The sequence below is a fragment of the Pseudomonas sp. CFBP 13719 genome (assembly GCF_014842095.1).
Taxonomy (GTDB): Bacteria; Pseudomonadota; Gammaproteobacteria; order Pseudomonadales; family Pseudomonadaceae; genus Aquipseudomonas.
Window position 1 is genome coordinate 146480 of sequence record NZ_JACYVB010000001.1, and the last position, 24337, is coordinate 170816.

Genomic DNA, 24337 nt, shown 5'->3' on the forward strand with positions numbered 1-24337 from the left:
ACCTAAGGGTTGATCAATTTCCACTTGTAGCCGACCCACTTGGGGATCTTGCCGGCCGTGAATGTTGGGGGTTTGGTTTCGGTGGTGCTGGCGGGTAGCAGCCAGTTGCCCGCTACCTGCGGGTCAGGGTCAGCGGTCGTTTCGCCCAGGTACCAGCCCTGCGCGTCGTACTGGTAAACAGTCTTCTGGCTCATAGGTATCGTATCCATCGGACCTGGGCCAAGTTCACCGATCGCGCCTCTGAGCCGCCATTACTAGTGATACTGACCGTGTGCGTATGCGCGCCGGCGGCGCTTGATTGGAGGTTATTGAAGCCTTCTGTTGACTGGTCCCCGAGTACGGTGTTGTTGTTGATTTGGCTGTCACCAATCCTTTCCCTGGGGATTGTGGTGGTATGGGTATGCTGGCCGGCGCTGGCTGTGGTTGCGTTGTGCGAGTGCGCCAAGTTCTGGCTCGCCTGCAGCGCATTGCCTAGCACGCGTCCATTGTCGATGCCGCGGCCGTCATCTAGAACGCGAGGAAAAAGCCCGCGCCAATCCGGGAGCCTGAACTGAGTGCTCAATTCCTGCCCGATGTTGTAGGTGGTACCGATAACCGCAAATAGTTTTGGGTAAGCAGCGCGCAGCAATACCGCTCCCGTGCACTTCAGCCAGCCGGAATCAGGCGATCCGTTGTGCGACACGTCCTTGTACTCACCAACGCTGAAGCTCGAGTAGAGGCTCAGGCCGATCAGGCGCCAGTAGGATGTGCTGCTCTGTGGGATGTTCCCCACGTTGTTTTCGGCAAGCGACTCGTAGTAGTTGCCGTCACTCGCGAAGCACGGCGCGCCGGCGGCGTATACCGCTTGTGCATGCCAGGTCATCGCCCCACGGCGCTCCAGGTCCTGCAGCGCCGTATCTACGCGGTTGTGCCACCAGTTTTCCTGCCCAGCCCGTGGCGCGTCCTTGTCTTGCCCGCCCTCCCAGCCTTTGTCCAACCGAACATCGCCAGGGGCTTGGTAGACGTTCTCGTTGTCTTGCGTTTCCACACCCTGGGCCCAGCGCGTATTGAAAGGCTGTCTGGCCATTAGGCTACATCTCCTGGAAGCGTGAAATTGGCGAACGAATAGATGCGATTCGAGGCCTGCTCGATAGCGGCAATGTTCGTAGGGAGGATGAATATCTGACCGATGCGAGTGCCCTGAGGGCGCGGGATCAGGTCGAAGTTGTCGAGCAGGTACTGGGTGGTGTTGTCGAGTTCCGACGCGATCCCGATGTCGAAGGACTTGTCGCCGTTGCTGGACAGCGCAGTGACCTTGACGCCGATCACGATCTCCAGCAGCTCGATGATGCTGTCACTCGTACCGTCGCTGACGTTGCGGGCAATCTTGGCCTTGATCAGCTTGCGGTAGAGGTCGTTGTTCAGCGGCGCGTCTACGTCCGCACCGGTGCCGATGTACGGCGCGACGTTGTAGTTGGTGTAGTTGTCGTTGCCTGCGTACCCGAAGACGTCGTAGGCAGCCCCCCTGAGGATGGGCCGCGGAATGCCCACGATACGACCGATGACGTCGAGCATTTCACCGGTGACTGTATCTACGTCGTAGCTCTGGGTGATCTGGTCGAGCGGCGCCTCAAGCCGGCGGTTGGCAATGTCCGGCAGCAGCGTCAGCCACTTGGTCATGCGCGGCTTGCCGCGGTACTGATTGATGATGCGCAGCTTGGCGCGCGCGACGTGATCCATTTTCATGAGGTCACCGTTACCACAATATTTTCGGCGTCGAAGGTTGCCATCTGGGCGATTCCAGGCTGAATCGGGGTTAGGCCCTGGCTGCCGGCCGAGAGGCCGATGGTGAGCGTCTGGATGTAGCTGTCACCGTACTGGCCGAGGATCTTGTTCACCGGGGTGTACAGGCGGCCCACTGGGACCAACTCGCCGATGTCATAGCCGCCCTGGTTGAAGCCAGTGACCGTCTCACCCGAGAACAGCGTGCGTGTTGAGTCTTCGATGATCGCCTTGCGCAGTCTGTCTTCGATATCGCTCGGCAGGTTCCCGACCTTTTTGACGTTCAGTGCCACGTGGACTGGAAGCCCTATCGCTCGCTGGAAGGTCATCGTCTCCACGTTGCCAGTGCGAGCGGAGATCACCTCAACCTTGACGCCGGTTGCGCCTGGGGCGTCGACCCAGCTATCGGTCTTGGTGCTGTAGCGCGGATACATCGGCGTGCCGGGGTTGTACTTCTCGTACATGGCCTGGCCAATGTCAGCATCCGTGCCGCCGTTCACGATGACCGCGATAGCTGTGTATGGGATACCGTCCGGATCAGTGGGCGAATCGCTGTTGTTCTCCAGGATCTTCACGTCAGTGACGCCGGGTACGTTGGCAATGTTCGCCAGCATGTTGTCCTTCATGTTGCTGCCGGCCAGAGATACAGACCGGTTTCGCCTGATCCGGAATTCGGAATCGGACTCGGCAGCGGTACCGGGCGTAGCCTCCATGCTCGTGACCGACGACCAGCCGGCCTGAGGCGTACCGATGATCGTCAGGTCGCCAGTGGCAGCGAGCACCCGACCGGGCACCGCGCAGGTGACGAATCCGGTACCGGTCTGGCTCACGCCGATCACGATGGCCGAGGTTGTCAGCCACTGCGTGTTGTCGATGCGGCTGCGCACCTGTGAGCCGGCCTGAATGACCGCACCGGCCTGGCCAGTGACCGAGATGCTGGCGACGGAGAAGGTCGCGGCTCGGATCTGCACACCGGATATCTTCCCGATGTTGCGTAAGGCCTCGCCCTGGGCGCTGTCGGGGTCCTTGCTTCGGTAGGCGTCAACGACATTCTCGTCGAGGTTGGCCAGTAGCTCGGCCTCGATCCCGATCCGTTGGCCGTCTGGCGAGTCAGGATCGATGTTCCAGTCCGGGTCGATGGCAAGGGTGCCGTCTTTGATGTCGCCCAGATAGTCGTTGAGGGATTGCCCAGCGATACCCTGGTCGGTGATTTGAGCCATTAGACAATCGCCTGTACATAGTTGATGTCGGCGCTTTCGCCGGATTGACTGACGATCGTGGCGCTCACCGTAAGCTCGCGCGTTGCGATGTCTGCGGTGACCGCGAAGGCGGTCATGCCGGCGCACCCGGGTGTCAGCAGGATGCGGCGCCGTATGACGGACTCGCGTGAAGCCATGGCTGAACCTTTGCCCAGGACGCTACCGAACCAGTCGGTGCCGTCCGAGGTGTCAAGGAACCACTCGCCCAAGAAGAACTTGAGTCGAGTGACCACGTTCTGCGCGACTTCAGCCGCGGCGTAGCCGGTCAGCAGTTTGACCTGACCCATAGCCAGGTCGCCGTCTTCGTCGAGCCTTCGAACGGTCATGGATTCACCACCCCTGTTACGCCATTACCTGCCTGCACACCGATGTGACCGTGCTCGAACCCGATGCTGATGCCCTGGTTCGTGATAGTGGTTTCGGTGGTCACGGCCTGCTCGAAGTTGACCGGCTTCTCGAAGTTGGATGTGCATTTCACGTTGAGCGAGATGCCATCCAGTTCAAGCGTCTTATCGTCATGGATCCAGAAGTACGCACTGCCGTCGTTGCTGCGCAGGCGAATACCGTCATTGGCGAAGTCCGTGATAGCGCCCGGCAGCGAGCGGATGCCTGGGATGAAGTAGGCGTCGTTCATCGAGAATCGGCGAGGCTCGGATTTGACCGCCACGCCGCCCTGGTCAACCCATGAGTCGATGCACTCCTGCGAGAAGAACAGGGCGCCTTCGGTGCCGTTGCCCACCCGACATTCCAGCGTTCCGCCAGCGGCGCCCCAGAACTGGACCGGGACGCATATGATCGGCCGGCGCGCGTGCTGGTTGCCCAGCCTGTCCTCGAGCATCAGGCCGATCTGGACCTCGGCCATCTGGTTTACTGGGTTGAAGGTCAGCACGTGCCCTGGGACGCTGGTGCGCATGTTGTCTTTCAGGTATTCGCCGAACGAGTCGCGCAGCATCTGGCTGAACCTGGACTGCGTGCGGGATGGGAGCGGATCGTTCATTGATTCGCTCATCGAGTAGCCCTCGCAGATATGCCGGCCTGCGCCGCAGCGCCGAGGCGCAAGCAGCTGAGTTGGTTCTCCCACAGATCGCCATGGGAGTCGCCAGCAAACACCAGCGAATAAATCTTGTAGTAACCCTCACCAATGGTGCGGGGGATGTCGTAGTAGAAAGCACCTGAGAACTCGAACCGCGGCGCCATAGACTCCAGCTTTATGGTGTCGCCGAGCCGTAGCTTCGGATTGAGGGAGCAACGAATACCCACCTCCGTATCACTCACAATGGGAGAGCCGATCATTCCTGTATCGGAGCTGATGACATAGACCTGGTCGCGCATGGCGAAGTCGCGCTTGATGATCTTCATCGCGCCGTTCTCTACCATCCAGTCGAAGGTGTATGCCTCAGCCAGTTCGTTCATGCAGGCGATTGGATTCCCCTGCAGCACGGTGCCGCGCGAGCGCCTCTTCAGGTTGGCGAAGTCACCGTAGAACTGGACTTCAGCGCCGAATGGACGGGCGCATTCCTCAATGATCTGGACCGGATCTGTCTCGGGCGCCAGGGTGACGTTGATCAGGTTTTGATCACGTTCCTTGGCGGTCGACCTGCAGAAGAATCGAACACCCCGGGTTGAGCCGCCTTCCTCCAGCACGCGCTGGGCGTTTGTGATCTGGCCGCTGAATATGGCGCCGAATTGGCTTTCGTATCCCGCCTCGAGCGAAATGAACTCGTACTTCTTGGCGATACCGTCGCCCAGCATTTGCCGGGTGGAGTAGCGGTTGACGTTGTAGATAGTGATCTCGGCGATACTGAAGGCGCCGCCGGCGAAATGCGTCACTTGGAAGGCGATACGGAGACCGTCACGGTCACCCTCAGTAGTATCGAAGGGGTTCATCTCGTAGGTGAGAGTTCCGGTATCCCGGCCCACCTTCAGGCGATATCGGCGCAGGAATATTTCGTCACTCATCGGCCCATACCAGCATGTTGTTGATCCCCAGATTGGCCGGGGTGGCCATGTCGCCTTCCAGCATCAGCGATCCATAGTTCGCGCCCGGCGGTGGATACAGGCCGGCGAGCAGATCTGCGCCGGGCAGTAGGTAGCGGCCGGCTGTCAGGGTCGCGCCCTGGGCGGTGAAAATGTTCACGCGGAACACCTCGGCACGAGCCATCCACTGAAGCTCGATCGTCAGCGTGCTGCTGCCAAGCCTGGCTGTGAATTTCTGAGCCGGCAGAGCCTGCAGCTCAACCTTGAATCGGCTCATTGGATAACCTCGACGGAAGCGGAACCGTTGTCGACCATAGGGGCGCCCTGGGTGGCCACCGTATCGTTCTGGAGAAGCTGGTCGGCAGAGGTAACGCCGCGCCCGACCTTTGAAGTGCGCGTCCTGAGCTGCTGGAGTTCGGCAATGAAGACCAGGCCGTCTTCGTTCTCGGGCCGAGTCCGCTCATCAAGCCGAATGAGCATCATGTCGCGCATGATCTCCTTGCCGGTGTCGAGGTCGAACTTGGCGCGCGCCTCCAGGATTGCGGTAAGCGACGCCCAGGCGGTGGCCGCCCGAGTGTCCTCTGATCCTGATAGCAGGTATGCCGACACTGCCGAGATGGCAGCCCCTGCGACACCCCCGACGGCGGTGGCAACGGCGCCGGCACCCATCATCCCGATATCGCTCAAGCCCAGCCCCAGCGGGGTATTGGAAACGGCACCGGTGAGCAGGTACCGGTTCGGCATCAGGATCGCGTGGTCATTGGCATTCGCGCCAAACTCGACCGGGTACTGCGTGAGCACCACGGCCTTGCTGGCAATGCCTTCGAGCTTGGCGTCGAACTCCAGCGGCCCGATCTTGGGCAGGGTCTTGGTGAAGATGCTCATCAAGCTCATTGCTCTGGACTCCTGAAGTCTTGCGCGGTCTGCTCGGCGAGTTGGCCCATCTGTTCATTGAGCAGCTGACGAACCTTCTCGGTGTCCGCGCCATGGATGTGGTATTGCCGGTTGTCGTTCATCGCCGCGGGTGGGGCTTTCGAGGCCTGCTCCGGGGATGCCGCGCGCACTTGCTCTGGAGAGTGCTGAACAACCGTATTCACCGAATAGTCTTGCTGGGGCTTGCGGTGGGATTCGATCCAGGACTCGACGCCATCAAGCAATCCGGTTTCCGGCTTGTCCGGCCTTTCGACCCCACGAATGAGCTGTGCGACTTGCTCGGCAGTCAGCTCTGGCGCGCGCGATACCGCTTCGCTTGCGCGGGACCCGGCGTAGGACTCGGCTATTTCGCCACGCCTAGCAGCCTCACCATCTCTATCCTTCGGCCGCTCGTACTGGGTGGAGACAACACTTGCAGCCTCGTAGGGCGTCGCGGCCATGCGGAGCTTGTTACCGGCAGTCCGCTCGTTGCCCCTGGTGAGTTCGTGGTTGACGAATTCGAGCTGTTCGGCGCCGGTCGATTGCCGGATGTCCTTGCCGGCGAATTTCGCGAAGCTGGCCTGGCGATCCTTGTGCCATTGCGCGAGCCCGTACGCCGCACCGTTGTCGCCCTCGGCGTCTGCCTTGAAAGCGCTCTCTTGCTGGAGATTGGCCGCGATGCCCATCGCTTGCTCTTCGGTCCAGCCCTTGGCCTTGAAGAAGTCGACCGTCGCCCCGGCAGCCAACGTGCCACCCTTCTTCAGCTTGTTGTTCAGGAGCTCTGTGTCTTCGTTCTCGTTGAGCTTGCTCGAGTACAGCGTTGCGGCGACACCGCCGGCACCGACAGCCAGCATTGAGGCGCCGGCCGTTGCACCAGCAGCAGCGCTACCGGCACCGGCAGCACCAGCGGTGGCAGCAGTGCGGGCCGCAGCTGCTGCTCCGCCCAAGCCGACCAGGTTCCTCAACGTAGCGAGCCCCTTCAAGGCAGCAGAGCCACCCATCAGCGTCATGGCGACCGCCACCAGCTGAATGTTGTCGGCCAGGCCGCCGAAGAACTCCTTGAGGCCTGAATCTACGAGGTCCTTGTTGTTGCGATAGAACGACACGAAGTCTTCGGCCATCTCCGCAAAGGCGGGAGCAAGCTCGCCGGCAATGGTGTTGCCAATGTCGGTGAACGCGATGTCCAGTTCGCTGGATGCCTTCGTGAGCCGGGCGGAGTCTTCGATCTGTTGCTCAGTCATCAAGCCAAGCTTGCCGCGCACGTCGAGTTGCTTCTCGACCTCCGCACGGCCACGCATCAGTAGACGGACCGTTGAGTCGTCCAGGCCAAGCGCATTACCAGCGAGACGCTGGTTCAGCGCCGACATGTGCTCAAACTCACCAGCGATATTGGCCAGGGCCTCGGCGGTGTCCTGCGCGCCGATGATTGCGTCAGGGTTGAGGCCGAGCTTTGCGACATCACCGAACCATCCGGTGTCACCGGTGATGGGCGATGCCATCAGGTCCTGGATCTTCTTCATGTCCGCAAAAGCGTCGGCAGCGCTGCCGCCCTGAGCGGCAATGGCCTGGCCCAGCATCTGAACGTTCTGAGCGCCGAGACCGGTGAGCTTGTTGAAGTTGTTCAGCTCGGTGCCAGCCTGCTTGAAATCGCCGACCACCTTGTCGATGGCGAGCTTCCCCGCGAGTACAGCGCCGAGCTGAAGAGCCGAACGGGTCAGGCCGCCGAATGCGTTATCGGCGGTCTGGAAGGACTTCTCGTCGACCTTCATGCCGAGCGATATTAAAAACTGCTCCAAGACCTTCACAGAGTCACCTTGTAGTCATGATTGAAGGCCCCAAGTGCGACCGTGCCTGGGCTAAAATGGATCTTTCCGAAAATGGCAGGGCGCACCCATGAGAACCAACTACCCAGCGGTATCAGCTCTATGCGCGCTCGTTCTGTTCGCGCCGATGGTCAGCGCCGACAGCAAGCTGCAGCGCGCCCAGCCCCTGATAAATCTTGCCGAGGAGTTGAATGGCAAGTGCAGAGGCGGCTCGGGGGATCAGGCGTTGACGCATGAGTACTGCAGCGAACGCGACAGCATCATTGACGAACTGAAGCAGGCGGGCTGGTGCCCACAAAAGACCAACCCGCGCGACGGCGCATCTGCGTGGGGGAAATGCCCGGCACCGGCTGGCTCAGCTGTCTCGACTGAGATCTGAGAGGTGGCGCGCGTAGAGCATTTCATCCATGGCCAGATTGGCCCGCTTCACCCACCCGAGCGAGTAGGTTCCGTCCTGCAGATCCTTGTACTGACACAGCGGCGGGCATAGGCCCGGAATGCCTATGCAGGGTCGCCAGAGTTCCCAGTCGATGGCTGGGTTGACTCGCTCTCCTGGCCCGGAACCACCGACTCGGTTGAATCGGTAGATTTCTGGAAGAGGGTCAGGAGTCCGGTAAAATCCTCGAATGTGGTGCCCAAGGCGAGAACCACCACGGTGAAGTACGTCTTCAGCCGACCCGAGAAGTCATTCAGCGTCACCGGCGTCGTGCTGCCTTCGACGAAGAGCTTGCCCAGCAGCGAGTCGCAGATGAGGTTGAAGTCGTCTTCGGGAATCCGCGCCAGCATGGTGCCGACGATGCCGCCAGCGACCGCGATCGACGAGCTGGCGCCGACCTCGGCGAGCGCCAAACCGCGAATCATGGGCTCGACGCCGTACTTGCCGAGCCGGAACAGGATGGCGCGCTGCTTCTCGGCGCTCGGCATGGCGAAGCGGTAGGTCACACCCTCGTGCTCGATAGTGCGAACCATCAACTCGGCCTGGTTCATACGATCACGCCCTTGTTGAATTCCATGATGAAGGTGGCGTCGTTCATGCCTGGGCCGCCGCGAGCCATCGATTTACCGCGAGTCACAACACCCTCGGAGAAGACTGCGCCTTCCAGCCCGGCGATGGATGCGTACGAGCCGGACACCTCCGACCTTGCTGCTACCTGCGCCTGAAGCGCCAGCGCTTGCGGGCTGCCGGGCATCAGGTTCAGGGTAAGGCGAAGGCCGGGATTCTTGCGGTGGAAGCGAACAGCGTTCCCGCCAAGGCCGCGACTGAGATTCGCTTGGTCGTCGATAGGCTCAACGATGAACGGGGGATCAGTGCGGCCCCAGTCGTCAATCACCCCGACGCCGGTGATCACGACGATCGTGTTTTCTACAGACAGGTCATTCAGTGCCATGGTCTAGCGCTCCTTAATCAACGTTGACGGTGACGTCGACCGCATGAATAGCGCCAGCTCGAAAGATGCGCATGGTGATAGGGGCCGCGCCGCGCGCGGAGCGCTCAGCGTCGGAGATGTTGAGGATGTCGCTGGCGACGGTGAGCACTTCGTAGCCACGACTCAGAACTTCCTCGCCGGTGGCCTCGCTGGTGTAGTTGCGAGCGCCGAGGTAGCCGTTGTCGATGAACTTCTCACCGATCTGCGCGGCGGCGTCGATCAGGATCTGCTGGCCCTCGGGCGTCTGCTTGATCTTGGTCGGCACCTTCGCCAGGGCGTTGTACAGGCCCACGGTCAGGAAGTTGACGAACGCATCCAGGTTGAACACGTCGTCGATGAACTCACCGTAGGTGGAGGTCGTCTTCGAGTTGATCACTCGGCCGCTGTCCTGCTCGCCACCGGTTTCGACAACGGTGTAGAACACAGCGCCTTTCTGCTTCATGGCGCTGTAGGCGGTCAGCGCCAGGTTCTCGGCGGTGATGCCGGGCAGCTTCTTGAACTCACCCGTGATGGTGGTGTTCGCGGCGTTGAAGTTGACGCGACTGAACACTGCCGCCAGCTCGAAGCCCGCGTAAGGCGCGGTGGCGTGGCTCAGCAGGAACATGCGGCGCGATCCCTTGGCCCTGGCCTGGCTGACGACGTCAGTTGTCAGGGATGGGTCGCGCACTGCGGCGTCATTGGTGGTGAACGACCAGAACTTCCCGGCAGCATCACCGGCAACCTGCAGCGCGAGCACATCAGCAATGTTGGCCCGGATGTTGGTTTCGAACTCGTACCAGTAGAACCAGATGCCCTTGTTGATCGCGTCATTCAGCGACTCGACAGGGGTGTCTTCCTCGATGCGCAGATAGACGCGCAGGGTCTTGGGCTTGGGCAGCGCCGAGAACCAGGCCAGCGCGGCTCGGTATGGATCAGACGCGATATCGAAGTCGACCGCGACAGCAGAGGCCGAGCCGTAGTCGCGATAGGTGCCAGCGGTGAAGGTGGCGTCGCTGGACGAGTCGAAGTCAGCGAAGAACATGCCCGCGCCGAAGTTGGCAGTGCCGAGTCCGGCCGAACTGATCAGCGCGTTGATGTTGATGATGCTTTCAGCCGGATAAGCCATTTACTTCCCCTTGCGCTATCGCGCCAGATTGTTCGGTTTGCACTTCGAAGCCGACGCGATAGATCCGCTGCACGCGGTCTTCTGCGATGGATTCGCCGTAGAGGTAGAGGGTGAGCTGGGCTCGTTCTTCCATGCCGCCTTGGTACAGGCCGGTGAGGTTGTTGATGCCGGATACACGGGACCATCCGAGCTTTGCCGAGCGGAGCAGAGACTTGACCGGCTCTCGCTTGTTGGCCTCGCATAGCGCCGCTGCGTTCGCCACGGCGCCGTCCCGGTAAAAGTTTACGCTGAAGCCCAGGGTGAACTGGGTCGCCACCCTGACGATGATGTCCTCGTACTGGGGATCGTCGAGGGCCGGCACATCACGCTGTGTGGCGTGGGCCTGGCCGAACTGCTCAGGGTTCTGCAGGCGGACAGCGCAGTAGGAGCCAGCCGGCGCTGGCCCGCCCGGATCACCGACGATGACGTGATCGGCTGGCAGTCCGGTGGCCGCGACGACGATGCGGCACACCGTCTTGCACAGCGCCTTGGTATCAAGCATTGGTCTGCCCCTGCAGCTTGGCGATCTCGCTCGGGTCGAGCTTGGCGATCACCGCGCGGCAGAAGTTGTGCCAGGGGCGGTAATCAGTGGCGATGGACTTCCACCATGTGGCCGGCTTGTCTGGCGTCTCCGCGAAGACGAGGATGTCGGCCAGTTTGCCCTCGGTGGATACCTCGATGCCCTTGCCGTCGTTGCGGTGGATGACGCGGACGTCGTTGATTCGCTCGGCGCCGATCTGGAAGAACTCGATTTCCTTGTCGCTCACCGGCTGGACGTTGGCATCGAATGTGTCGAAGTAGACCAGGGTCAGCTTCTGCTCGAAGTCCACAACGCGGCTGTCGTAGCGATTGAGCTGGACGCCCTTGTGGGTGATGAATGGGCCGCTGACGTGGCCGCGCATGTTCAGGCCCATCACAGACCCTCTTCGATAGCTTCTCTGCCGTCGTCGACGACATAGCGGATGGACTGGCGGAAAGCGCCGGTATCGATCAATGGATTGTCCGAACCCTTCGCCGCGATCGTTGATGCAGCATTCGGGGGGGTTCGCAGGTCAGTGATTTCTTGCTTTACGTGACCCTCAGCCAGGGTGCCCATCTGCTCGAGCAGCATGCGCATTTCCATTTGGCCGCTGAGGACCTTGGGGATCATCACTTCAGCCAGACGCTGGTACTGCGGGGCGCCTTTCTCGACAGCAGGCTGAAGCACAGGCCGCGGCGGTATAAGGCCGTCCGCAGATCCGAAGTTGTTCACGGCTGCGACCGTGGCAAGCGTTAAACCGTCTTCATAAGTGCCTGCGCCCTTGGGAACGCCGACCAGCACCTTAGTAGGCCCAGTCATGCGCTTGGCAAGATCCTTGAGCGCCTGCTCGACCTGCTGGGTATTGATGAGGCTGACAGTCGGCCGGATCATACGCAGATGGCTCCCATCCCAGCCCGCGAGCGCAGGTGTAGGTATTCGACGCCGTAAGGGGTCAGCGCCAGAGCCGCCTCCCACGTCGTGAGCGATGCGTTTGCGGCCGGGATGGCGTAGGACACGGATTCGTCTCGTACGCTCTTGCTGGCCTGGGCGTATGGCGTCGATGCGCTGCCGTCTGCCGAAGTGGCAGCGGTCTGCATCTTTAGCCAGGTGAGGTAATGCGCCGCGAGGGCGAACCAGCCGCGCTGCAGGAACGAATAGGGTTTGTAGTCGCCCCATCCGGCACAGCCACAGCCGCCGAATTCGCCTCGCGAGATGTACAGCGCACGGGTGATCTGGGCATCAGACCAGACGGCGCTGTCAGTAAATTCAGGGTAGAACGCTCGGAAGTCGGCAATGATCTCGGGCGTTACTTCGATGGTCAGCTCGGCCATGTGCAAACTCCAGAAAGTGAAAGCCCCGCACTGGGCGGGGCTATTCGGGTGCTACGGGTTCAGGCGTCGGCTCGATCCTGAGCCAGCCCGCCTTGAAGAACATGGAGCTTTTCAGCCGCTCCGCATCGGCATCGTCGAAGTGCTCGATGGCCTCGCCAGGCGCCAAGGACAAATCAGCGATATCGATCCGGTGCGAACTGGTGTTGGTGATGGAGACCATACGATTCTCCGCAGGTGCCGCTTACTTCTTGGCCAGGGCGGCCTTCAGGTCCGCTTCCAGCTTCTGCGACCGCACTTGCTCCTCGATCAGGCTCTTGCGAACCTTCTCCAGCTCGGCGGGCATGTCCTTGGCGTCCGCTTCCAACTTCTGCGATTTTGCCTGCTCGTTGAACAGGTCCTCACGCAGCTTGTCGTTCTCGGCGCGCAGCTCGTCGATCTGGCGGGAGCCGTCATCGCTCAGCTTCGGTTCGCCCGAGACGAGCACGCCGTGCTCCTCCCAGAACGAGCCCTTGGCCAGTTCGTATTGCTCTGCGGTGGTTTGCTCGCCGGCGCCAACACTGGTGCCATTGGAAAGCACCACAGGGCTGGCGGTGACGTTGGTGTAAACCTTCTTCGAAGTCATGGGACCCCCTTAGATGCCGTCGACGTAGGCGTGGGACAGCGGAACCCGCAGCTCGGTACCGGCAGTGCGCACGACACCGGCAGCTTCGAAGCGCAGGCCGCCGTGAGACGGGATCGGCGCGTTCAAGGTGAACGGCATGGGCAGGTGGAACTTGGCGAACTGAGGATTCTTGGTGTACGCCATCATCCGGTCAGTGCCGCCCACGCCAGCGCCGGCGAGCTGCAGAATCGGCTCGAACGTCACGTTCAGCACACGCTCCAGGTAGCTGATCAACGTTTCCGCAGTGTTCGGGATGCGGAAGGTGGTCAGCAGGCCGTACTGCTTGAGCGGCAGCAGGATGTGCGTCGGACGGAAGATGCTGTTGGTCTGCGTCGCGTATACCTGAAGGATCAGGTTGTTCAGCAGGCTCAGCAGCTCTTGGGCCGCGGCGTCAGGCGTTTGGGCCAGGATCTGGGCGATGGTCTTGTTCGCACCACCCAGCAGGGTGCCGGTTGCCAGGATCGGCACGCCGGGATACTTGACCAGGCCACCGGTGGCCAGCGAAGGCCAGCGCGCATCACCAACGAAGGCAACGCGGTCCAGCCACTGCTCGGTCAGGGTGCGGGTTGCGATTGGCTTCTCGGCCAGGTAGTTGATCGCACCGCCGAAGCCTTGGGCGCTGGCCATCTGCATGGCCTTGCCAACTTCGATCTGAGTGTAGGTGTAGCCCAGGCCGGCCTGGACAACATCCACACCGCCGACCTTGGCCGCGATTTCAGCCAGGGGGAAGTCGTGGGAAACGTCACCGATCGGAGCAGGCTCACCCTTGTAGTCGAGGACCTTGAAGGCGATGGACTCGACGTAGTCCGGGGCGGAGGTGTCCACGCTCAGGATCGTGGGGTACTTGATGTCGGCGTACGGCTGGCGCAGCACTTCCTGTTCAACGTAGGTCAGCTGACCAATCAGGAAGCCCAGTTGCGCCTGGGGGGAAGCGTCGAAAGTCTTCATTCGTTCGATCCTTAAGCGGCGAGAGTGGTGTTGGCGATGGCTTTCACTTGCACCAGGGCCAGCTCGCCGGCGGCGGCAGCGGTCAGGAACGAGCACCCCACCAGTTCATGGTTGCCAGCGGTCGCGGCGTTGGTCAGCTCACCGGTGGTGGGCAGCGCGTAGACCTTGCCGCCGACTACCGCGCCGCCCAGGGTCTTGACCCAGACACGACCGTGGCTGACCAGGCTGACTTCCTCGTTGACGCGGTAGGCGCCGACGGTGTTGCCGTTGTCGACGGCCTGACCGGTCATGTAGGTGCCGCTCACGCCCACCGGCTTGCGGACGGAGATGCCCAGGAAAAAGCCAGCAGCCGCAACGGGCAGCTTGCCGCGCTTGGCAGCGGAGCCCACCACGACCGCGCGAGCGAACGGGATGGCGACTTCAGCTACGACGCTGGTGACGTCTGCCATCGCCAGGTCATTGATTTGACCCTCGAAGGCCTTGCCGGCGTATTGGCCGAACGTATCGAATGCGGTCGCCATTACTTTTCACCTCGCAGGAACTTGTCGTAGACAGTGGAACCGTCGGTGGTCAGCTTCGGCGCGTTGAAGGCGTCCTTGGCGAACTGGCGCAGACTGTCGTTGGTTTTGGTGCCGTCTTCGTCTTCGTCGTCATCCTTCTCGGCCGCTTCGTCAACGGCAGCATCGAAGGCGGCGACCACGTAGGCCTCGGACTTGGTTGCCCAGTCGCGTGTCGGCTTGAGCTGCGCCATGGCGGCGCGCTTGATCTCGATCGGAGAGACGAGGCCCTTGGCGTCGAAGGACTTCACGACCCTGGCGGCCAGGGCTATGGTGTCGAGGGTGGCTTTGACGCGCAGGCCGATCGATGCGTCGGAGGTGGCCTTTTTGGCCTCTTCCAGCTCTTCCTCGGCCGAGTCCTTAGTGGCTTCGGCCTTGTCGGCGCGTTCGGATTGCTCGTCGGCGAAGCGTTGCAGGGCAGACACGGCGTCTTCGACTACCTGTGCGGCCTCTTCGTCCAGAATGATGGAGCGGCTTTTCTTGGAGTCTAGGAAGACTTTCCGGGTCGCCATATTGGGGATACCTTTCGGTTTGTGGTCAAAAATGCGGGCGACCTTTCCGGCCCGCGCTGCTTCTACAACCGCGTTGTGGTTGATCTGTATGTCCCGCTGCACGTACTCGTAGGCGGTACCGGACACCGGGTCGATGCCGGGGGCTTCCACGTACTCGGCCAGGTAGCCAGGGGACAGCTCGGCCTTGCCCGACTGGATGTCGTCGATGGCAGACTGGTCTTTGATGATCATGTCGACGACCAGGTTGTCGCCGTCGCGCTCAACGCCGCGCACGTGGCCGACCGACACATCCTTGAAGGTTTTCGAGTCGACGAGGTCGGCGGGATGGTCGTTGGTGACGTCCTTGTGCAGGTAGGTCGCCATCGACTCAGGCGAGAACACCTCTTCGGGAGATCGGTAGACGTTGACGATGCGCTCAGGCCCGTCCAGGTCGAGCTCGCTGGAGAGGTACTGATAGACCCCGGTGCGTGCTGCAATCCCTTTCACGCAGAGGAAACCTTCAGGCGTGAGGAAGCGAGACGTAGGCGCGAACGTCTCGTCGAATGTCATTCGTTTCATGTGTTACCCGTTCTTGTCGGGGAAGTAATTCACGCCGGGGATCATGGCGATGGCGACACAGCGGCATAGCGGGTGGTGCTTGCCTGGGTGCAGGCCTGTCTTGCCACCCCATGAGGCGCCATCGGCGATGGGGTACACGCCGGGGCCGTGACCGATTTCCTGCCGGGCGATGCCGTAGCAGCTGATCTTCGCGTTCGGGTACTTGCCGGCCGGGTTGCCCGATACACGCTGATCATCAGCATCGACCGACTTGTAGAAGGTGATGCCGGCGGCCACTTGGCGCTGTCGGGTCAGGTCCGAATTGAGCTGTGATATCTGGTCACGTGCGATGAGCTTGGCTCGCCGGGCAGTGACACCGGTTTCCTGCTGGATCTGCTTGGCAATGACCGCGGGGGCCAGGCCTTCCTTCATCCCGCCCAGCACCAGCGACTCGACCTTGCGGAAGTAGTCGGCCGGGATGGACTTGATCAGGTTGACGTTCTCAGCCGTCGAGGCCTCAAGGTAGTTCTGCATCCCCTGCGGTCTGGCAATCATCTGGAAGTCGACGCCAACGGCCTTGTTGACCGAGTCACGGAAGGCCTCTGCATTGTCGGCTTCGGCCCGGCTGACCGTACTGGCCGCCACCCGCTGTATCTGTGCCTCGAACAGGGGCGAGATGAATCGCTGAGACACGCTGCGAATGGCCTTAAGAATCTCGTCAGTCCAGCTGCCGTCCAGGGTGATGCGGCTATCGGCGATGTAGTCGGGCCTCAAGCGTTTCAGTTCTGGCTCGACCGCGGCAACCAGCTCGGAGGCCATCAGCCGCACCAACCCGCGCAGTTGGCCGCGGTAGTACTGCTCTGCCTCTTTGCTGGGGTAGATCGGCTTAGGCGCTTGGGGCTTCTTTTTCCGCTTTTCCCGTGCCGCCTTGTTCATCGCCATCAGACTTGCCAAGGGAGAAACCCGGGAGGCCTTCACCGTCGTCGAAATTGCCATCGGCTTGATCCTTCTCCAGCTTCTCTTGCGCGGCGATCTGCTCGTCGGTGATGGCGTAGGTGCCTTTCGCCTGGGCCTTGCGCATGGCATGGCTTGGGCGGATCACGCCGTTCTCCAGGTAGAGCGAGTCGGCCTGAGCCTCAGCGAGGTCTTCCTGCGCCTGCTCGACACCGGAGGTCTGCGCCAGAGGATTCCACTCGAACTCGATTTCGTCGGGATAGGCACCCAGCGCCGAGCGGATCAGCACTTGGTCAAGTGCTTCGAGGTCCAGTCGCATCTGGCCGTCCTGCTTGCCCTTGATGGTGCCGTGGTAGGTCTTCAGGTCACCGTCACCCGTAGCGCCAAGCCCGGAGGCTGATTGGCCCCATAGCTCAGTCACTGGCATCTCGGCAGCGCCTGCCGTCCACACCATGAACTGCTCCATGATCGAACTCAGGCCAGAGAACGAGATGCTGTTGCGCTCGAACTCTTCGTTGTCAGCATCCAGCAGGCCGAGGTTCACGATCGACTTCATCATGCCGAACATCCGGTAGCGCTCGGTGATCTGGTCGCACTGGGGGCCGGCCAAAGCTGCCTTCAAACCCTTCGCCTTGATCGTGTCGACGTTGGCTTCCAGTACCAGAGAGGCAATACCGCCCTTGGTCGCCACCACATCGCGCAGGTCAGCCATGCAGCGACGCAGGCGGCTGTCACCCCAGCCTTGCTCGAACATGCGCATACGACGTGGCAGGCGCGCCCCAGTGCGGCGGATGATGTGGCTGTGATGGATGCGCTGCGTCCCATTCACCATCATGTAGAACTCGGGGAGCATCCAGTTGCTGGCCAGCGGGTCGGAGTAGTTGAAGTCCATGGGCTGGATGTCCCAGCGGTCGAACACCACCAGGTTCCTCAGCCCACCCTTCTTGATCTTGTCCAGGTCGAGCGGCTTGCCCAGATCCTGACCTGTCACCATCAGCAGTGCCGCGCCGCCGTACAGGTCAGCCCAGCAGCAGGTGTCGAGGTAGGCTTGCTGCACACCCAGGCGCCGCTCTTCGGTAGCGATCTGCTTGGCCTGCTTGCCGTTGAATGCGCGCCACTCGCGCAGGGCATCTTCGTTCGGCTTGTCGACGATGCGCCGAGCCAGCCAGTTGGACTGATACGCCGCTTCCAGCTCCACCTGATTGACGAACTCGAAGCCGAATTGGCTGTGCGTGCGCTTGTCACGGTTGGTGCCAATGTTGGCGACCATGTTCGAAAGGCTGTCGGCAGTTACGACCTTACCGTCCTGAATCTTGATTCGCGGTTTTGATGTGGTCATAAAATGATCTATCCCGCGCCACGAAATGGCGGTGGTGAATTTGTGGCGCGAGTTATTTGGTCTGGCTGCGGAGGATCTGCGCGTCCACCTGGTCTGCACACGTGTCGAGCAGGTTGATGGCTCGATCCTTCAATGCCCAGAGGTCGCCATTCAGCGCCAGGTCATCGTCGGTAGCGCTCACCCGCTCACACGGCACCATCTCGGGCGCCTCAATTCTTACCGCCGTTGTCTTTACCGCTACCGGTTGCGGGCTTCCCGCGCAGGCCGTCAGGCAGAGGCTGAGCAGCCCAATCACGAACAGGCTTGCTGGTGCGCTTGAGTTGTTCAAAGTCTTTCCTCGCCTGCTGGGCTTTTTGCTCGCTGGCCTTCAACCGTTTGGTGAGGTCAGACAGGTAGTCGGCGTTGCGCTTGGCCTCGCCCTGGAGAGTGGTGATGGTCTTCTGGCTTTCGAGGTTGGCGGCAATGGCGTCGTTCTTGCCCTTGGTCTCTACGCTGACCATGCCCTGCAGCGCTACGACCCGGTATTGCTGGATGCCTATCAGCAGTACCCCCACGAGCGTGATGATCACCGCTGCGGCTAGAGCCTTGAGTACGGTCATATCGAATCCACCTTGCGGCCCAGGAAGCGGGTCACCAGTTCACGTATGGCTGTCACCCCGAGGAACCCGATCGCACCGCCGGCACCGACGGACAGGCTCGAAGGCCACTCCATCCACTCGATCACGCTACTGGCGGACAAACTCAGGGCGCCGCAGATCAGGGCCTCAAGGATGACTCGCCCCTTGTTGGCTTCTTTGCCCTCGTAGAGCACACGCAGTAGTGAGATGGTTGTGGCCATGATTGCGCCCTGCCAGAGCGGTGTCGAAAGGACTAACCAGACCTGAGCCCAGAAGTCAGGGTTTTTCTCGGGCATGGTGGTAGTCCGACGTTCCTCCCTCTTGGGGAGAGTTGAATAAAAGGGCCGGATGGGTTCGGCCAAGGGGAGCACACAGGTACGAATGAGGCCCTCGCTGAACATGACGATCAGAGGTTCCGAGGGGTTGGGCAAACCGCAGGCACAAAAAAACCCGCAAGGGCGGGTCTTAGGCTTAGTAAATTTTGCGTCTATGTGGCCTTTCCCTTTAAGCCTGCCGCCCATAAGAGCTCAGGCGTGGACTTCCAGGCTAACCATATGGAAAAAGCTGACAGAACCGTGAAAAGTATTTTCACTACAAGAGAGTCAACTACTAATATCAGCCAGACTTCTACACAAACTCCGCCCCAGGCGATGAAAAGAGTGAAGAGTGCGACAATTGACAAAAGCGCTCGTCCGACGGGACCGATCAAAATCAATGACTCCAAAGCCAAAAAAACCCGGCTTATGACCGGGCTTATTATGGTCAATCCCCTACACACGAAGGAATGACAGGATGGGTAGATAATGGCTCATTGGATCAGTATCCGTCAAGCGACATCTGCAACCAATAGCTCTTCATCTTCCAGGATGTGCTGAGCCTCGGTCAGGGCCAAGTCAACCATCGCCTCCAGCCCCTTGCGAATGTCCCGGCGCCACCGCTCCTGCGTCTTGATTGGATGGGGCTCATCGCTCCAGTTGTCCATCTCGTACCAGGCAGCCGGCAATACGTTCGTGCTGCGCTTACCCTCCACCCCGGCGAGCCGCGGCATAGCCCAGGTGACGATCGCGCAATGACGGAACCGTTCGGGGGCCGGTGATCGGTAACCCTTCGTGATTTCGCTGATCGCTGCATGCTTGCGCTCGGCGTGGGTCGAGTACTTGGCCACCAGCGCACGCCAGTGGTTGGCGCTCAGGTTCTTGTGCAGTCGGCTGAATACCATGCAGTCGACGAGGAAGGCAGCCTCCTTGCCCACGATCTCGCCCTTCTGCTTCGCGCACTGCACCTTGGGTTCAAAATCGCACCCGCCGGCGCTGTTGATCGTTTCGACCGCCAGGGCGCGGACTACTGCTGCCACTACGTTTCGATAGGTCATGCTGACTCCCTCCCCTTCAATTCTCGAATCAGCGCCCGGTAGTGCGCCTTGATCTCTTTCAACTGTTCGATGGTGTAGCGCTGGGGCTCATGAGGCCCTTCGATCCAATCCACCTTCACAGCGCCTATGCGGTGCACCAGGTTGATCCGGTAGTTCACGATGTCGCCCGACTTGTGCTGATTGCAGGGCACGCATTGCTTATGGCAGTTCAGCGGCTCGAAGCGCAGCGCGGGGTTGCTACCGACGGTACGATAGTGGCCAGCGTCATACTTGCCCTGGTGGTGGCGGCCGCAGCTGATGCATGGTAGGTCGGCATCGCGCAGTCGCACCCACTCGTTGAACACCGCCTGCGCTTCCTTGGTGTGGTCCGCCCTGCTCTTCAGCTTCTCCTTGCGGACCTTGATCTCCCGGCGTTCGCGCTGCTCGAACGACTTCCGCTCGGATGCCTGCTTGGCACGAACGATCACCACGGCGCAGTCAGGGCTGCACCAGGTCTGAAAGCTCTTCGTGGGCACGAATGAGGCCCTGCAGGTGGCGACCTTGCACTTCTTCGGGCGTGGCTGCTTCTGGCTCAGCATTGCTCGGCCTCCTTGGTCTTCTGCTGCTCTGGTTCTGAATCCTTGCTTAAAGGCATCAGGTGTGACTGGAGAAACGCTGCTGTGGTATTGGTACGGAGCCCTAGGCCCTCGCCAGCCACGCGCGTGATGGTAATCTCGCCAAGAACGAGCCAGCACGGCTGTCGACCTGGGTTTTCGGTGTATGTATCCGCAAAGGGAAGATGGTCGATCAGCTCGCTATCATCAAAGCGGATCAGCTCCACTACTTTCCCTATGTTCTCGGGATGGTGAGCCTTGACGATTAGAGCCAGATCGCCCGGCTTGAATTGATGGCCCATCAGTACCGCCCTCCCCAATTGTCTTTGGCCGTCCACCGCACCCGGTGCTCGCCGCCGAACGCTTCCACCCAGTCCAGAAGCTCGGCGCATTGCTTCACGGTGAGTTTCGAAGTGCGCTCATAAATTACGTCGAACCCGTGTCCGTCGATGGCCGGGATCATCTGCGGCTTGTCGCCGGACTCGCGCAGCCAGGCTGCAGTCAGCAGGCGCTTCCAGATCAGCACGTCCCACTTCTTGCCGGCGTGTTCCACTTGGCTGGCGATATCGGTGAGGCGCGCGTGGAGCAGCTTGTTCTGCTCGCCGCTACGGTCCAGATCTTTGATGACGATCTTCTTGGGCTTGGTGAAGTCGGTACCGCGCAGGAAGCCCATCAGGCGGCTGGTGTCCTGGGCGTTACGCATGATGATCTCGGTCATGGCTTCACCTTCAGGCCGGCAGCTTCGATGGCGAATCGAACGCCGTTAGGCGTCAGCATTGCGCCGACATTGGTTTGCCATGGCTTAGGCAGATCAACCACCACCGCGGCCCGCGAAGCCATCCAGCAGTCCATGTAGTTCTGAGTCACCCGGCTCACGTACAGCCCGGATTCAGCACGAGCCAGGTGCATGGCCATGCCTTTGGTTGCAGCCCAGGCTTCAAACTCCTGACGTGTCTTGTCGTTGCTCATTACGAAGCCCTCCGCTTGCCAAATTTCGCCATCAGCAACGCGCGCGCCGAGGCGCCGTCTGCTGGTATGCCCTGCTGGATGATCCGCGCCTGCGCCTGCCGATCTGCTCGCTCGTTCGCCAGCTCCAGCTCGGTCTTCTGGCTGTCGTGCCCGATGCCGGTCAGGATGTTGCCGTCCAGTGGCTGCCCTTCCTGGGCGCGGCGCAGGATCACTTCGTAGTTGCGGTCGAAACGCTGACGCAGGCCTTTGTCGTCTTGCTTGGCGGCGCGCAGATCGAACACACCGGTGGCCTTGGCCGCCAGGTGGACGGCTTCATGGCTGTACGTGCCCATCAGCGCTTCGATCCATGCGTCCGCCACCGGTGGCATGCCGAAGTCTTCGGGGCTGGGCTGACACAGGGCGATGAACTCGCCGACGCTCGGAGCGAATGGCTTCTTGGCCTTGCGGCAGTTCTGGATACCGAACTCGATCTGCTCGAGCGAGCGGATACCCTCCGCGGCGAAACCCTTGATCCATTCCTCCTTGGCAGCATTCAGCGCTTCGGTGGATGGCCATGCCTGGCGCCAGGCCGGGAAGATCCCGCGCAGCTTGCGGAACAGCGCGTTGACCACCTCGGTGGTTTCCGGGGAGACGGGGATGGCCTGGGTAGGCTCGACCGCCGGCAGATTGGTGGCTGCTGCCATCAGCTGGTTCACGGACTTCATGTCTTCACCACAAGGCCATCGGCCCATGAGGTGTCGTCGAAGTCGGGCTCGTTGCTCTGGCGCGCCGGGAACGGCCGGACATTCGAGGCTACGGCACGGTTGCGGTCGTTCAGCACCCACTTGACCAGCATCTGTACCCATTCGGCCTGGGTGTTCACCTGCCCGCGCGGCTCATAGTGAGCGGTGAACGCACGGCGCGCGTCCTCGGTGAATAGGTTCAGAGCCACACCCGAGTGCACGGCGTAGGTCTTGAGCAGCTTTTGGTCAGGCGCCCAGTCGAGCGTCATTTCGCTGGGCATGCGAGGGTCGACAGATTCGCGCGCAGAGAGAGGGTTTTGATCTTCTCTTCTCTTCTCTTCTCTGGTCCGCAAACTGTCCGCATCGCTAGCGGACACATTGCGGACATTTCCCGACTTTCGGGCTGCACGTTTCCGCTCATTGTCGTTTGCACGGCGCTTGGCGCTGGCGCCGTTGTGCTCGTCAAAGCGGGGCATTACAAGGCTTCCAGCATCATTGATAGATGCCCACTGGACGTCGATCATGGCCTGCGTAAAGCCTTGCCAGCCGATGACAGCGTCCATCGCTTCAGCGGTGTATCCGACCAACACACCGTCATCACAATGGGTGTCGAAGATGCTCCAGGCGACATGCAGTCCACCAATGACCCGCAACCTGTCCGCTTTCAATGCGGACACAATGCGGAAAACTTTCGGATGCGTCTGAAGATCGATGCGCATTTTGATCCAGTCTCCGGCCATTACGGACGTCCTTTGCCGATCAGATCGGCAAGCTCGAGGAAGCGGTCGACGTACCAGTGAGGTTGCGTCTCGCGGGGTGATTGGGGGCTGGTGAGGTTCTTGCCGTAGCGCAGGCCCTTTTCAGTGATCGACCAGAAGTCGACCATCTCCTGACGGGAGTTCTTGCGCTGCATGTTCCTGAGGAAGCCAGCGGCGGCCAAGCCGCGATTGAAGGCGGCAGCCGTGGTGGGCAGCCCGTGATCCTTAATCAGCGCCGTGACCGCTCTGGTAGGCATGGAGCCGCCACCAGTGGCATCGGGAGCGGCGTCGATGGCGTAGCCCGGGAGGAAGGTGGACTCCAAGCCGTTATTGGCTGCGATCTTGGAGAGCATGAGCATCTGGCTTGATGGAGACGGTTTGAGCAGGCGCGTATAGCATTCGAAGATCGCTATCTCGCCGTTTACCTTGGCGCCGTTGATTTTCTTCAGTGGGGAGAAAACCTGGGCTTCCAGTTCCTTCCAGCGGCGAATCACGCGCATCCGCAACATTGCCGAATAACCGGTGAGCAGGCAGTCAGTGTGCTCACGGTCGAGCAGATACTCCGTCTGTTCGCGCCGACGGCTGTCCAGGTAGATGTGAGCAAAACTGCGCGCATCTGCTTTCAGGTCGGAGAGCATAGAAACGATGTCGCGCTTCACGTCGGGATGACGCTTACCGGTCAATTCGGCAATCTCACGCGACGACATAGTGCGCGCCACGTTTTCATCGCCATCATTTTGTGGCGCGGGACTGGAGAGGCCCTTGCCTGTTACGTTGGATTCGGTCATTATTCGCTCCAGAGATGCGTTACGAATTGCAGTTGAAGAAGCCCGGTTGCCGCCGGGCTTTTTTGTGCCTGCGATTTGGTAGTCCAGCTATTCAGGGCCTTCATCAGTCCCTCCCTCACCCTTATCAGGGCCTGTCGAGTCCCTTGCGGGCGCTCGCTTCGCTACTGGCAGGTTTCGGATCTTCCCTGCCCCCTTTGGCCTGGTCTTCTCGAAGAACCGTTCTGCGCCAAGCTTTGCGGCCAGATCGTCGGGGGTCATCCCCTCGGCTTTGGCCAGCCGTTCAAGCTTTTCGTAGAGACGGGCGTCGATCCCATGGCTGATGGTTGTTTCAGGCACGTGGCCTCCTTCAGGGACTTCAGCCCATTTGTTGGTTGGCGGTAACATCGCGCTCAACGATGCTTTCCAGCTTCTCCTCGACGCACATGCGGACGAACACGGCGAGCTGCAGCTTGTGCAGGCGCGCTACGGCCTTGAGGGCCTCGTAGGTTTCGTCGTCGTAGCGGGACTTGATCTCCCGGTCTTTCAGGTGGCGTGGCTCGTCGTACATGTGTTGCTCCTTGTGGCTGATGAATTGGTTTAAGCGGCGGATTTCTTGGGTGATGGCTTAGCGGACTTGCCCAGTTCACCGTGCATCTGGTCGATCGCAATGCCCGCGATGTAGCTGGGGTTGCTGATCTGGCCGTTGCGGATGCGGAAAATGGTCGAGATGTCGCATTTAGCTCGCTCCGCAATGGCCTTGTAGGTCAGCCCAGAGCCCAGCAATGCATCCAGTTTTTTCGGAAGATCGGTAGCGCTCATGGCTGCCTCCTTTTGTAGATATGCACATGATCATGCACTGGTGCATAACTGTCAACGG

General features: G+C 60.8%; 40 protein-coding genes. 2 read left to right on the top strand and 38 right to left on the bottom strand.

Annotation, left to right across the window (positions count from 1 at the left end):
- Positions 1-2: 2 nt before the first annotated feature.
- Genes IFT57_RS00675 through IFT57_RS00720 form a run of 10 tightly spaced genes read right to left on the bottom strand, consistent with a single transcriptional unit; the run spans position 3 to position 7714 of the window.
- Positions 3-194 (bottom strand): hypothetical protein, encoded by a 192-nt coding sequence (locus tag IFT57_RS00675; RefSeq protein ID WP_192149881.1) that lies wholly within the window; start codon positions 192-194, stop codon positions 3-5.
- On the bottom strand, positions 191-1066 hold the full coding sequence (locus IFT57_RS00680; protein WP_192149883.1) for a tail fiber protein: 876 nt from the start codon (positions 1064-1066) through the stop codon (positions 191-193). The genes IFT57_RS00675 and IFT57_RS00680 overlap by 4 nt, the downstream gene beginning before the upstream one ends.
- Positions 1066-1725, bottom strand: a complete 660-nt coding sequence (locus IFT57_RS00685; RefSeq protein WP_192149885.1) for a DUF2612 domain-containing protein — start codon at positions 1723-1725, stop codon at positions 1066-1068. Before IFT57_RS00685 ends, IFT57_RS00680 begins: the two co-directional genes overlap by 1 nt.
- Complete coding sequence (locus IFT57_RS00690) at positions 1722-2981, bottom strand: baseplate J/gp47 family protein (protein ID WP_192149887.1); 1260 nt, start codon at positions 2979-2981, stop codon at positions 1722-1724. The genes IFT57_RS00685 and IFT57_RS00690 overlap by 4 nt, the downstream gene beginning before the upstream one ends.
- Entirely contained in the window at positions 2981-3346 is a 366-nt protein-coding gene (locus IFT57_RS00695) for a hypothetical protein (protein WP_192149889.1), read from the bottom strand. The genes IFT57_RS00690 and IFT57_RS00695 overlap by 1 nt, the downstream gene beginning before the upstream one ends.
- The gene (locus tag IFT57_RS00700) at positions 3343-4017 is read right to left on the bottom strand and encodes a Gp138 family membrane-puncturing spike protein (RefSeq protein WP_192149891.1); all 675 of its coding nucleotides are present in this window, start codon (positions 4015-4017) and stop codon (positions 3343-3345) included. The genes IFT57_RS00695 and IFT57_RS00700 overlap by 4 nt, the downstream gene beginning before the upstream one ends.
- A gap of 8 nt (positions 4018-4025) precedes the next feature.
- The gene (locus IFT57_RS00705; RefSeq protein ID WP_192149893.1) at positions 4026-4979 is read right to left on the bottom strand and encodes a baseplate hub protein; all 954 of its coding nucleotides are present in this window, start codon (positions 4977-4979) and stop codon (positions 4026-4028) included.
- Positions 4972-5274 (bottom strand): phage baseplate plug family protein, encoded by a 303-nt coding sequence (locus IFT57_RS00710; RefSeq protein WP_192149895.1) that lies wholly within the window; start codon positions 5272-5274, stop codon positions 4972-4974. Before IFT57_RS00710 ends, IFT57_RS00705 begins: the two co-directional genes overlap by 8 nt.
- Positions 5271-5891 (bottom strand): phage baseplate protein, encoded by a 621-nt coding sequence (locus IFT57_RS00715; RefSeq protein ID WP_192149897.1) that lies wholly within the window; start codon positions 5889-5891, stop codon positions 5271-5273. The genes IFT57_RS00710 and IFT57_RS00715 overlap by 4 nt, the downstream gene beginning before the upstream one ends.
- Positions 5888-7714: a phage tail tip lysozyme gene (locus tag IFT57_RS00720; RefSeq protein ID WP_192149899.1), complete on the bottom strand. Its 1827-nt coding sequence runs from the start codon at positions 7712-7714 to the stop codon at positions 5888-5890. The genes IFT57_RS00715 and IFT57_RS00720 overlap by 4 nt, the downstream gene beginning before the upstream one ends.
- 88 nt (positions 7715-7802) lie before the next feature.
- Between IFT57_RS00720 and IFT57_RS00725 the strand changes: the two genes are divergently transcribed.
- A complete protein-coding gene (locus IFT57_RS00725) occupies positions 7803-8111 on the top strand; it encodes a hypothetical protein (RefSeq protein WP_192149901.1) in 309 nt (102 codons plus the stop codon).
- Between the two features lie 122 nt (positions 8112-8233).
- Here the strand turns inward: IFT57_RS00725 and IFT57_RS00730 are convergent, their stop codons facing one another.
- From IFT57_RS00730 to IFT57_RS00805, 17 genes are read right to left on the bottom strand one after another with little or no spacing between them, the layout of a single operon-like run.
- Positions 8234-8719 carry a phage tail assembly chaperone gene (locus tag IFT57_RS00730; RefSeq protein ID WP_192149903.1) on the bottom strand — a complete coding sequence of 162 codons (486 nt, stop codon included), beginning with the start codon at positions 8717-8719 and terminating at the stop codon, positions 8234-8236.
- The gene (locus IFT57_RS00735) at positions 8716-9120 is read right to left on the bottom strand and encodes a hypothetical protein (protein ID WP_192149905.1); all 405 of its coding nucleotides are present in this window, start codon (positions 9118-9120) and stop codon (positions 8716-8718) included. Before IFT57_RS00735 ends, IFT57_RS00730 begins: the two co-directional genes overlap by 4 nt.
- Before the next feature lie 13 nt (positions 9121-9133).
- Positions 9134-10264 (bottom strand): DUF3383 family protein, encoded by a 1131-nt coding sequence (locus tag IFT57_RS00740; protein WP_192149907.1) that lies wholly within the window; start codon positions 10262-10264, stop codon positions 9134-9136.
- A complete protein-coding gene (locus IFT57_RS00745) occupies positions 10248-10805 on the bottom strand; it encodes a phage neck terminator protein (RefSeq protein ID WP_192149909.1) in 558 nt (185 codons plus the stop codon). The genes IFT57_RS00740 and IFT57_RS00745 overlap by 17 nt, the downstream gene beginning before the upstream one ends.
- Entirely contained in the window at positions 10798-11217 is a 420-nt protein-coding gene (locus IFT57_RS00750; protein ID WP_192149911.1) for a hypothetical protein, read from the bottom strand. The genes IFT57_RS00745 and IFT57_RS00750 overlap by 8 nt, the downstream gene beginning before the upstream one ends.
- Positions 11217-11714 carry a hypothetical protein gene (locus IFT57_RS00755; protein ID WP_192149913.1) on the bottom strand — a complete coding sequence of 166 codons (498 nt, stop codon included), beginning with the start codon at positions 11712-11714 and terminating at the stop codon, positions 11217-11219. The genes IFT57_RS00750 and IFT57_RS00755 overlap by 1 nt, the downstream gene beginning before the upstream one ends.
- Positions 11711-12154, bottom strand: a complete 444-nt coding sequence (locus tag IFT57_RS00760; protein WP_192149915.1) for a DUF4054 domain-containing protein — start codon at positions 12152-12154, stop codon at positions 11711-11713. Before IFT57_RS00760 ends, IFT57_RS00755 begins: the two co-directional genes overlap by 4 nt.
- Positions 12155-12194: 40 nt before the next feature.
- Entirely contained in the window at positions 12195-12374 is a 180-nt protein-coding gene (locus IFT57_RS00765) for a hypothetical protein (RefSeq protein WP_192149917.1), read from the bottom strand.
- A 21-nt stretch (positions 12375-12395) separates the two neighbouring features.
- Positions 12396-12776, bottom strand: a complete 381-nt coding sequence (locus IFT57_RS00770) for a hypothetical protein (RefSeq protein WP_192149919.1) — start codon at positions 12774-12776, stop codon at positions 12396-12398.
- Positions 12777-12785: 9 nt separating this feature from the next.
- Complete coding sequence (locus tag IFT57_RS00775; RefSeq protein ID WP_192149921.1) at positions 12786-13763, bottom strand: major capsid family protein; 978 nt, start codon at positions 13761-13763, stop codon at positions 12786-12788.
- A gap of 11 nt (positions 13764-13774) precedes the next feature.
- A complete protein-coding gene (locus IFT57_RS00780; protein WP_192149923.1) occupies positions 13775-14284 on the bottom strand; it encodes a structural cement protein Gp24 in 510 nt (169 codons plus the stop codon).
- A complete protein-coding gene (locus IFT57_RS00785) occupies positions 14284-15390 on the bottom strand; it encodes a DUF2213 domain-containing protein (protein ID WP_192149925.1) in 1107 nt (368 codons plus the stop codon). Before IFT57_RS00785 ends, IFT57_RS00780 begins: the two co-directional genes overlap by 1 nt.
- A gap of 3 nt (positions 15391-15393) precedes the next feature.
- Positions 15394-16311: a phage head morphogenesis protein gene (locus tag IFT57_RS00790; protein ID WP_244657226.1), complete on the bottom strand. Its 918-nt coding sequence runs from the start codon at positions 16309-16311 to the stop codon at positions 15394-15396.
- Positions 16256-17662, bottom strand: a complete 1407-nt coding sequence (locus tag IFT57_RS00795) for a DUF1073 domain-containing protein (RefSeq protein WP_192149927.1) — start codon at positions 17660-17662, stop codon at positions 16256-16258. Before IFT57_RS00795 ends, IFT57_RS00790 begins: the two co-directional genes overlap by 56 nt.
- 52 nt (positions 17663-17714) lie before the next feature.
- Complete coding sequence (gene lysC, locus IFT57_RS26890) at positions 17715-17957, bottom strand: Rz1-like lysis system protein LysC (protein WP_342030320.1); 243 nt, start codon at positions 17955-17957, stop codon at positions 17715-17717.
- Positions 17872-18261 carry a hypothetical protein gene (locus IFT57_RS00800; RefSeq protein WP_192149929.1) on the bottom strand — a complete coding sequence of 130 codons (390 nt, stop codon included), beginning with the start codon at positions 18259-18261 and terminating at the stop codon, positions 17872-17874. Before IFT57_RS00800 ends, lysC begins: the two co-directional genes overlap by 86 nt.
- On the bottom strand, positions 18258-18575 hold the full coding sequence (locus IFT57_RS00805) for a phage holin, lambda family (RefSeq protein ID WP_192149931.1): 318 nt from the start codon (positions 18573-18575) through the stop codon (positions 18258-18260). The genes IFT57_RS00800 and IFT57_RS00805 overlap by 4 nt, the downstream gene beginning before the upstream one ends.
- A 258-nt stretch (positions 18576-18833) precedes the next feature.
- On the opposite strand from IFT57_RS00805, the gene IFT57_RS00810 reads away from it, so the two are divergent.
- The gene (locus tag IFT57_RS00810) at positions 18834-19067 is read left to right on the top strand and encodes a hypothetical protein (RefSeq protein ID WP_192149933.1); all 234 of its coding nucleotides are present in this window, start codon (positions 18834-18836) and stop codon (positions 19065-19067) included.
- 38 nt (positions 19068-19105) lie between these two features.
- Here IFT57_RS00810 and IFT57_RS00815 read toward each other — a convergent pair whose 3' ends face one another.
- The 11 genes from IFT57_RS00815 to IFT57_RS00865 form a co-directional block, all read right to left on the bottom strand.
- Complete coding sequence (locus IFT57_RS00815) at positions 19106-19651, bottom strand: hypothetical protein (RefSeq protein WP_192149935.1); 546 nt, start codon at positions 19649-19651, stop codon at positions 19106-19108.
- Entirely contained in the window at positions 19648-20229 is a 582-nt protein-coding gene (locus tag IFT57_RS00820; RefSeq protein WP_192149937.1) for a recombination protein NinG, read from the bottom strand. Before IFT57_RS00820 ends, IFT57_RS00815 begins: the two co-directional genes overlap by 4 nt.
- The gene (locus tag IFT57_RS00825; RefSeq protein ID WP_192149939.1) at positions 20223-20546 is read right to left on the bottom strand and encodes a hypothetical protein; all 324 of its coding nucleotides are present in this window, start codon (positions 20544-20546) and stop codon (positions 20223-20225) included. Before IFT57_RS00825 ends, IFT57_RS00820 begins: the two co-directional genes overlap by 7 nt.
- Positions 20546-20962 carry a recombination protein NinB gene (locus tag IFT57_RS00830; protein WP_192149941.1) on the bottom strand — a complete coding sequence of 139 codons (417 nt, stop codon included), beginning with the start codon at positions 20960-20962 and terminating at the stop codon, positions 20546-20548. Before IFT57_RS00830 ends, IFT57_RS00825 begins: the two co-directional genes overlap by 1 nt.
- A complete protein-coding gene (locus IFT57_RS00835) occupies positions 20959-21213 on the bottom strand; it encodes a hypothetical protein (protein WP_192149944.1) in 255 nt (84 codons plus the stop codon). Before IFT57_RS00835 ends, IFT57_RS00830 begins: the two co-directional genes overlap by 4 nt.
- The gene (locus IFT57_RS00840) at positions 21213-21917 is read right to left on the bottom strand and encodes a replication protein P (protein ID WP_192149946.1); all 705 of its coding nucleotides are present in this window, start codon (positions 21915-21917) and stop codon (positions 21213-21215) included. The genes IFT57_RS00835 and IFT57_RS00840 overlap by 1 nt, the downstream gene beginning before the upstream one ends.
- Entirely contained in the window at positions 21914-22675 is a 762-nt protein-coding gene (locus IFT57_RS00845) for a DnaT-like ssDNA-binding domain-containing protein (protein ID WP_192149948.1), read from the bottom strand. The genes IFT57_RS00840 and IFT57_RS00845 overlap by 4 nt, the downstream gene beginning before the upstream one ends.
- On the bottom strand, positions 22675-23400 hold the full coding sequence (locus IFT57_RS00850) for a Rha family transcriptional regulator (protein WP_192150820.1): 726 nt from the start codon (positions 23398-23400) through the stop codon (positions 22675-22677). Before IFT57_RS00850 ends, IFT57_RS00845 begins: the two co-directional genes overlap by 1 nt.
- 168 nt (positions 23401-23568) lie before the next feature.
- Entirely contained in the window at positions 23569-23817 is a 249-nt protein-coding gene (locus IFT57_RS00855) for a hypothetical protein (RefSeq protein ID WP_192149949.1), read from the bottom strand.
- 19 nt (positions 23818-23836) lie between these two features.
- Positions 23837-24028, bottom strand: coding sequence for a hypothetical protein (locus IFT57_RS00860; protein ID WP_134721325.1), 192 nt, complete (start codon positions 24026-24028; stop codon positions 23837-23839).
- A 29-nt stretch (positions 24029-24057) separates the two neighbouring features.
- Positions 24058-24279: a helix-turn-helix domain-containing protein gene (locus IFT57_RS00865; protein WP_192149951.1), complete on the bottom strand. Its 222-nt coding sequence runs from the start codon at positions 24277-24279 to the stop codon at positions 24058-24060.
- Positions 24280-24337 lie beyond the last annotated feature (58 nt).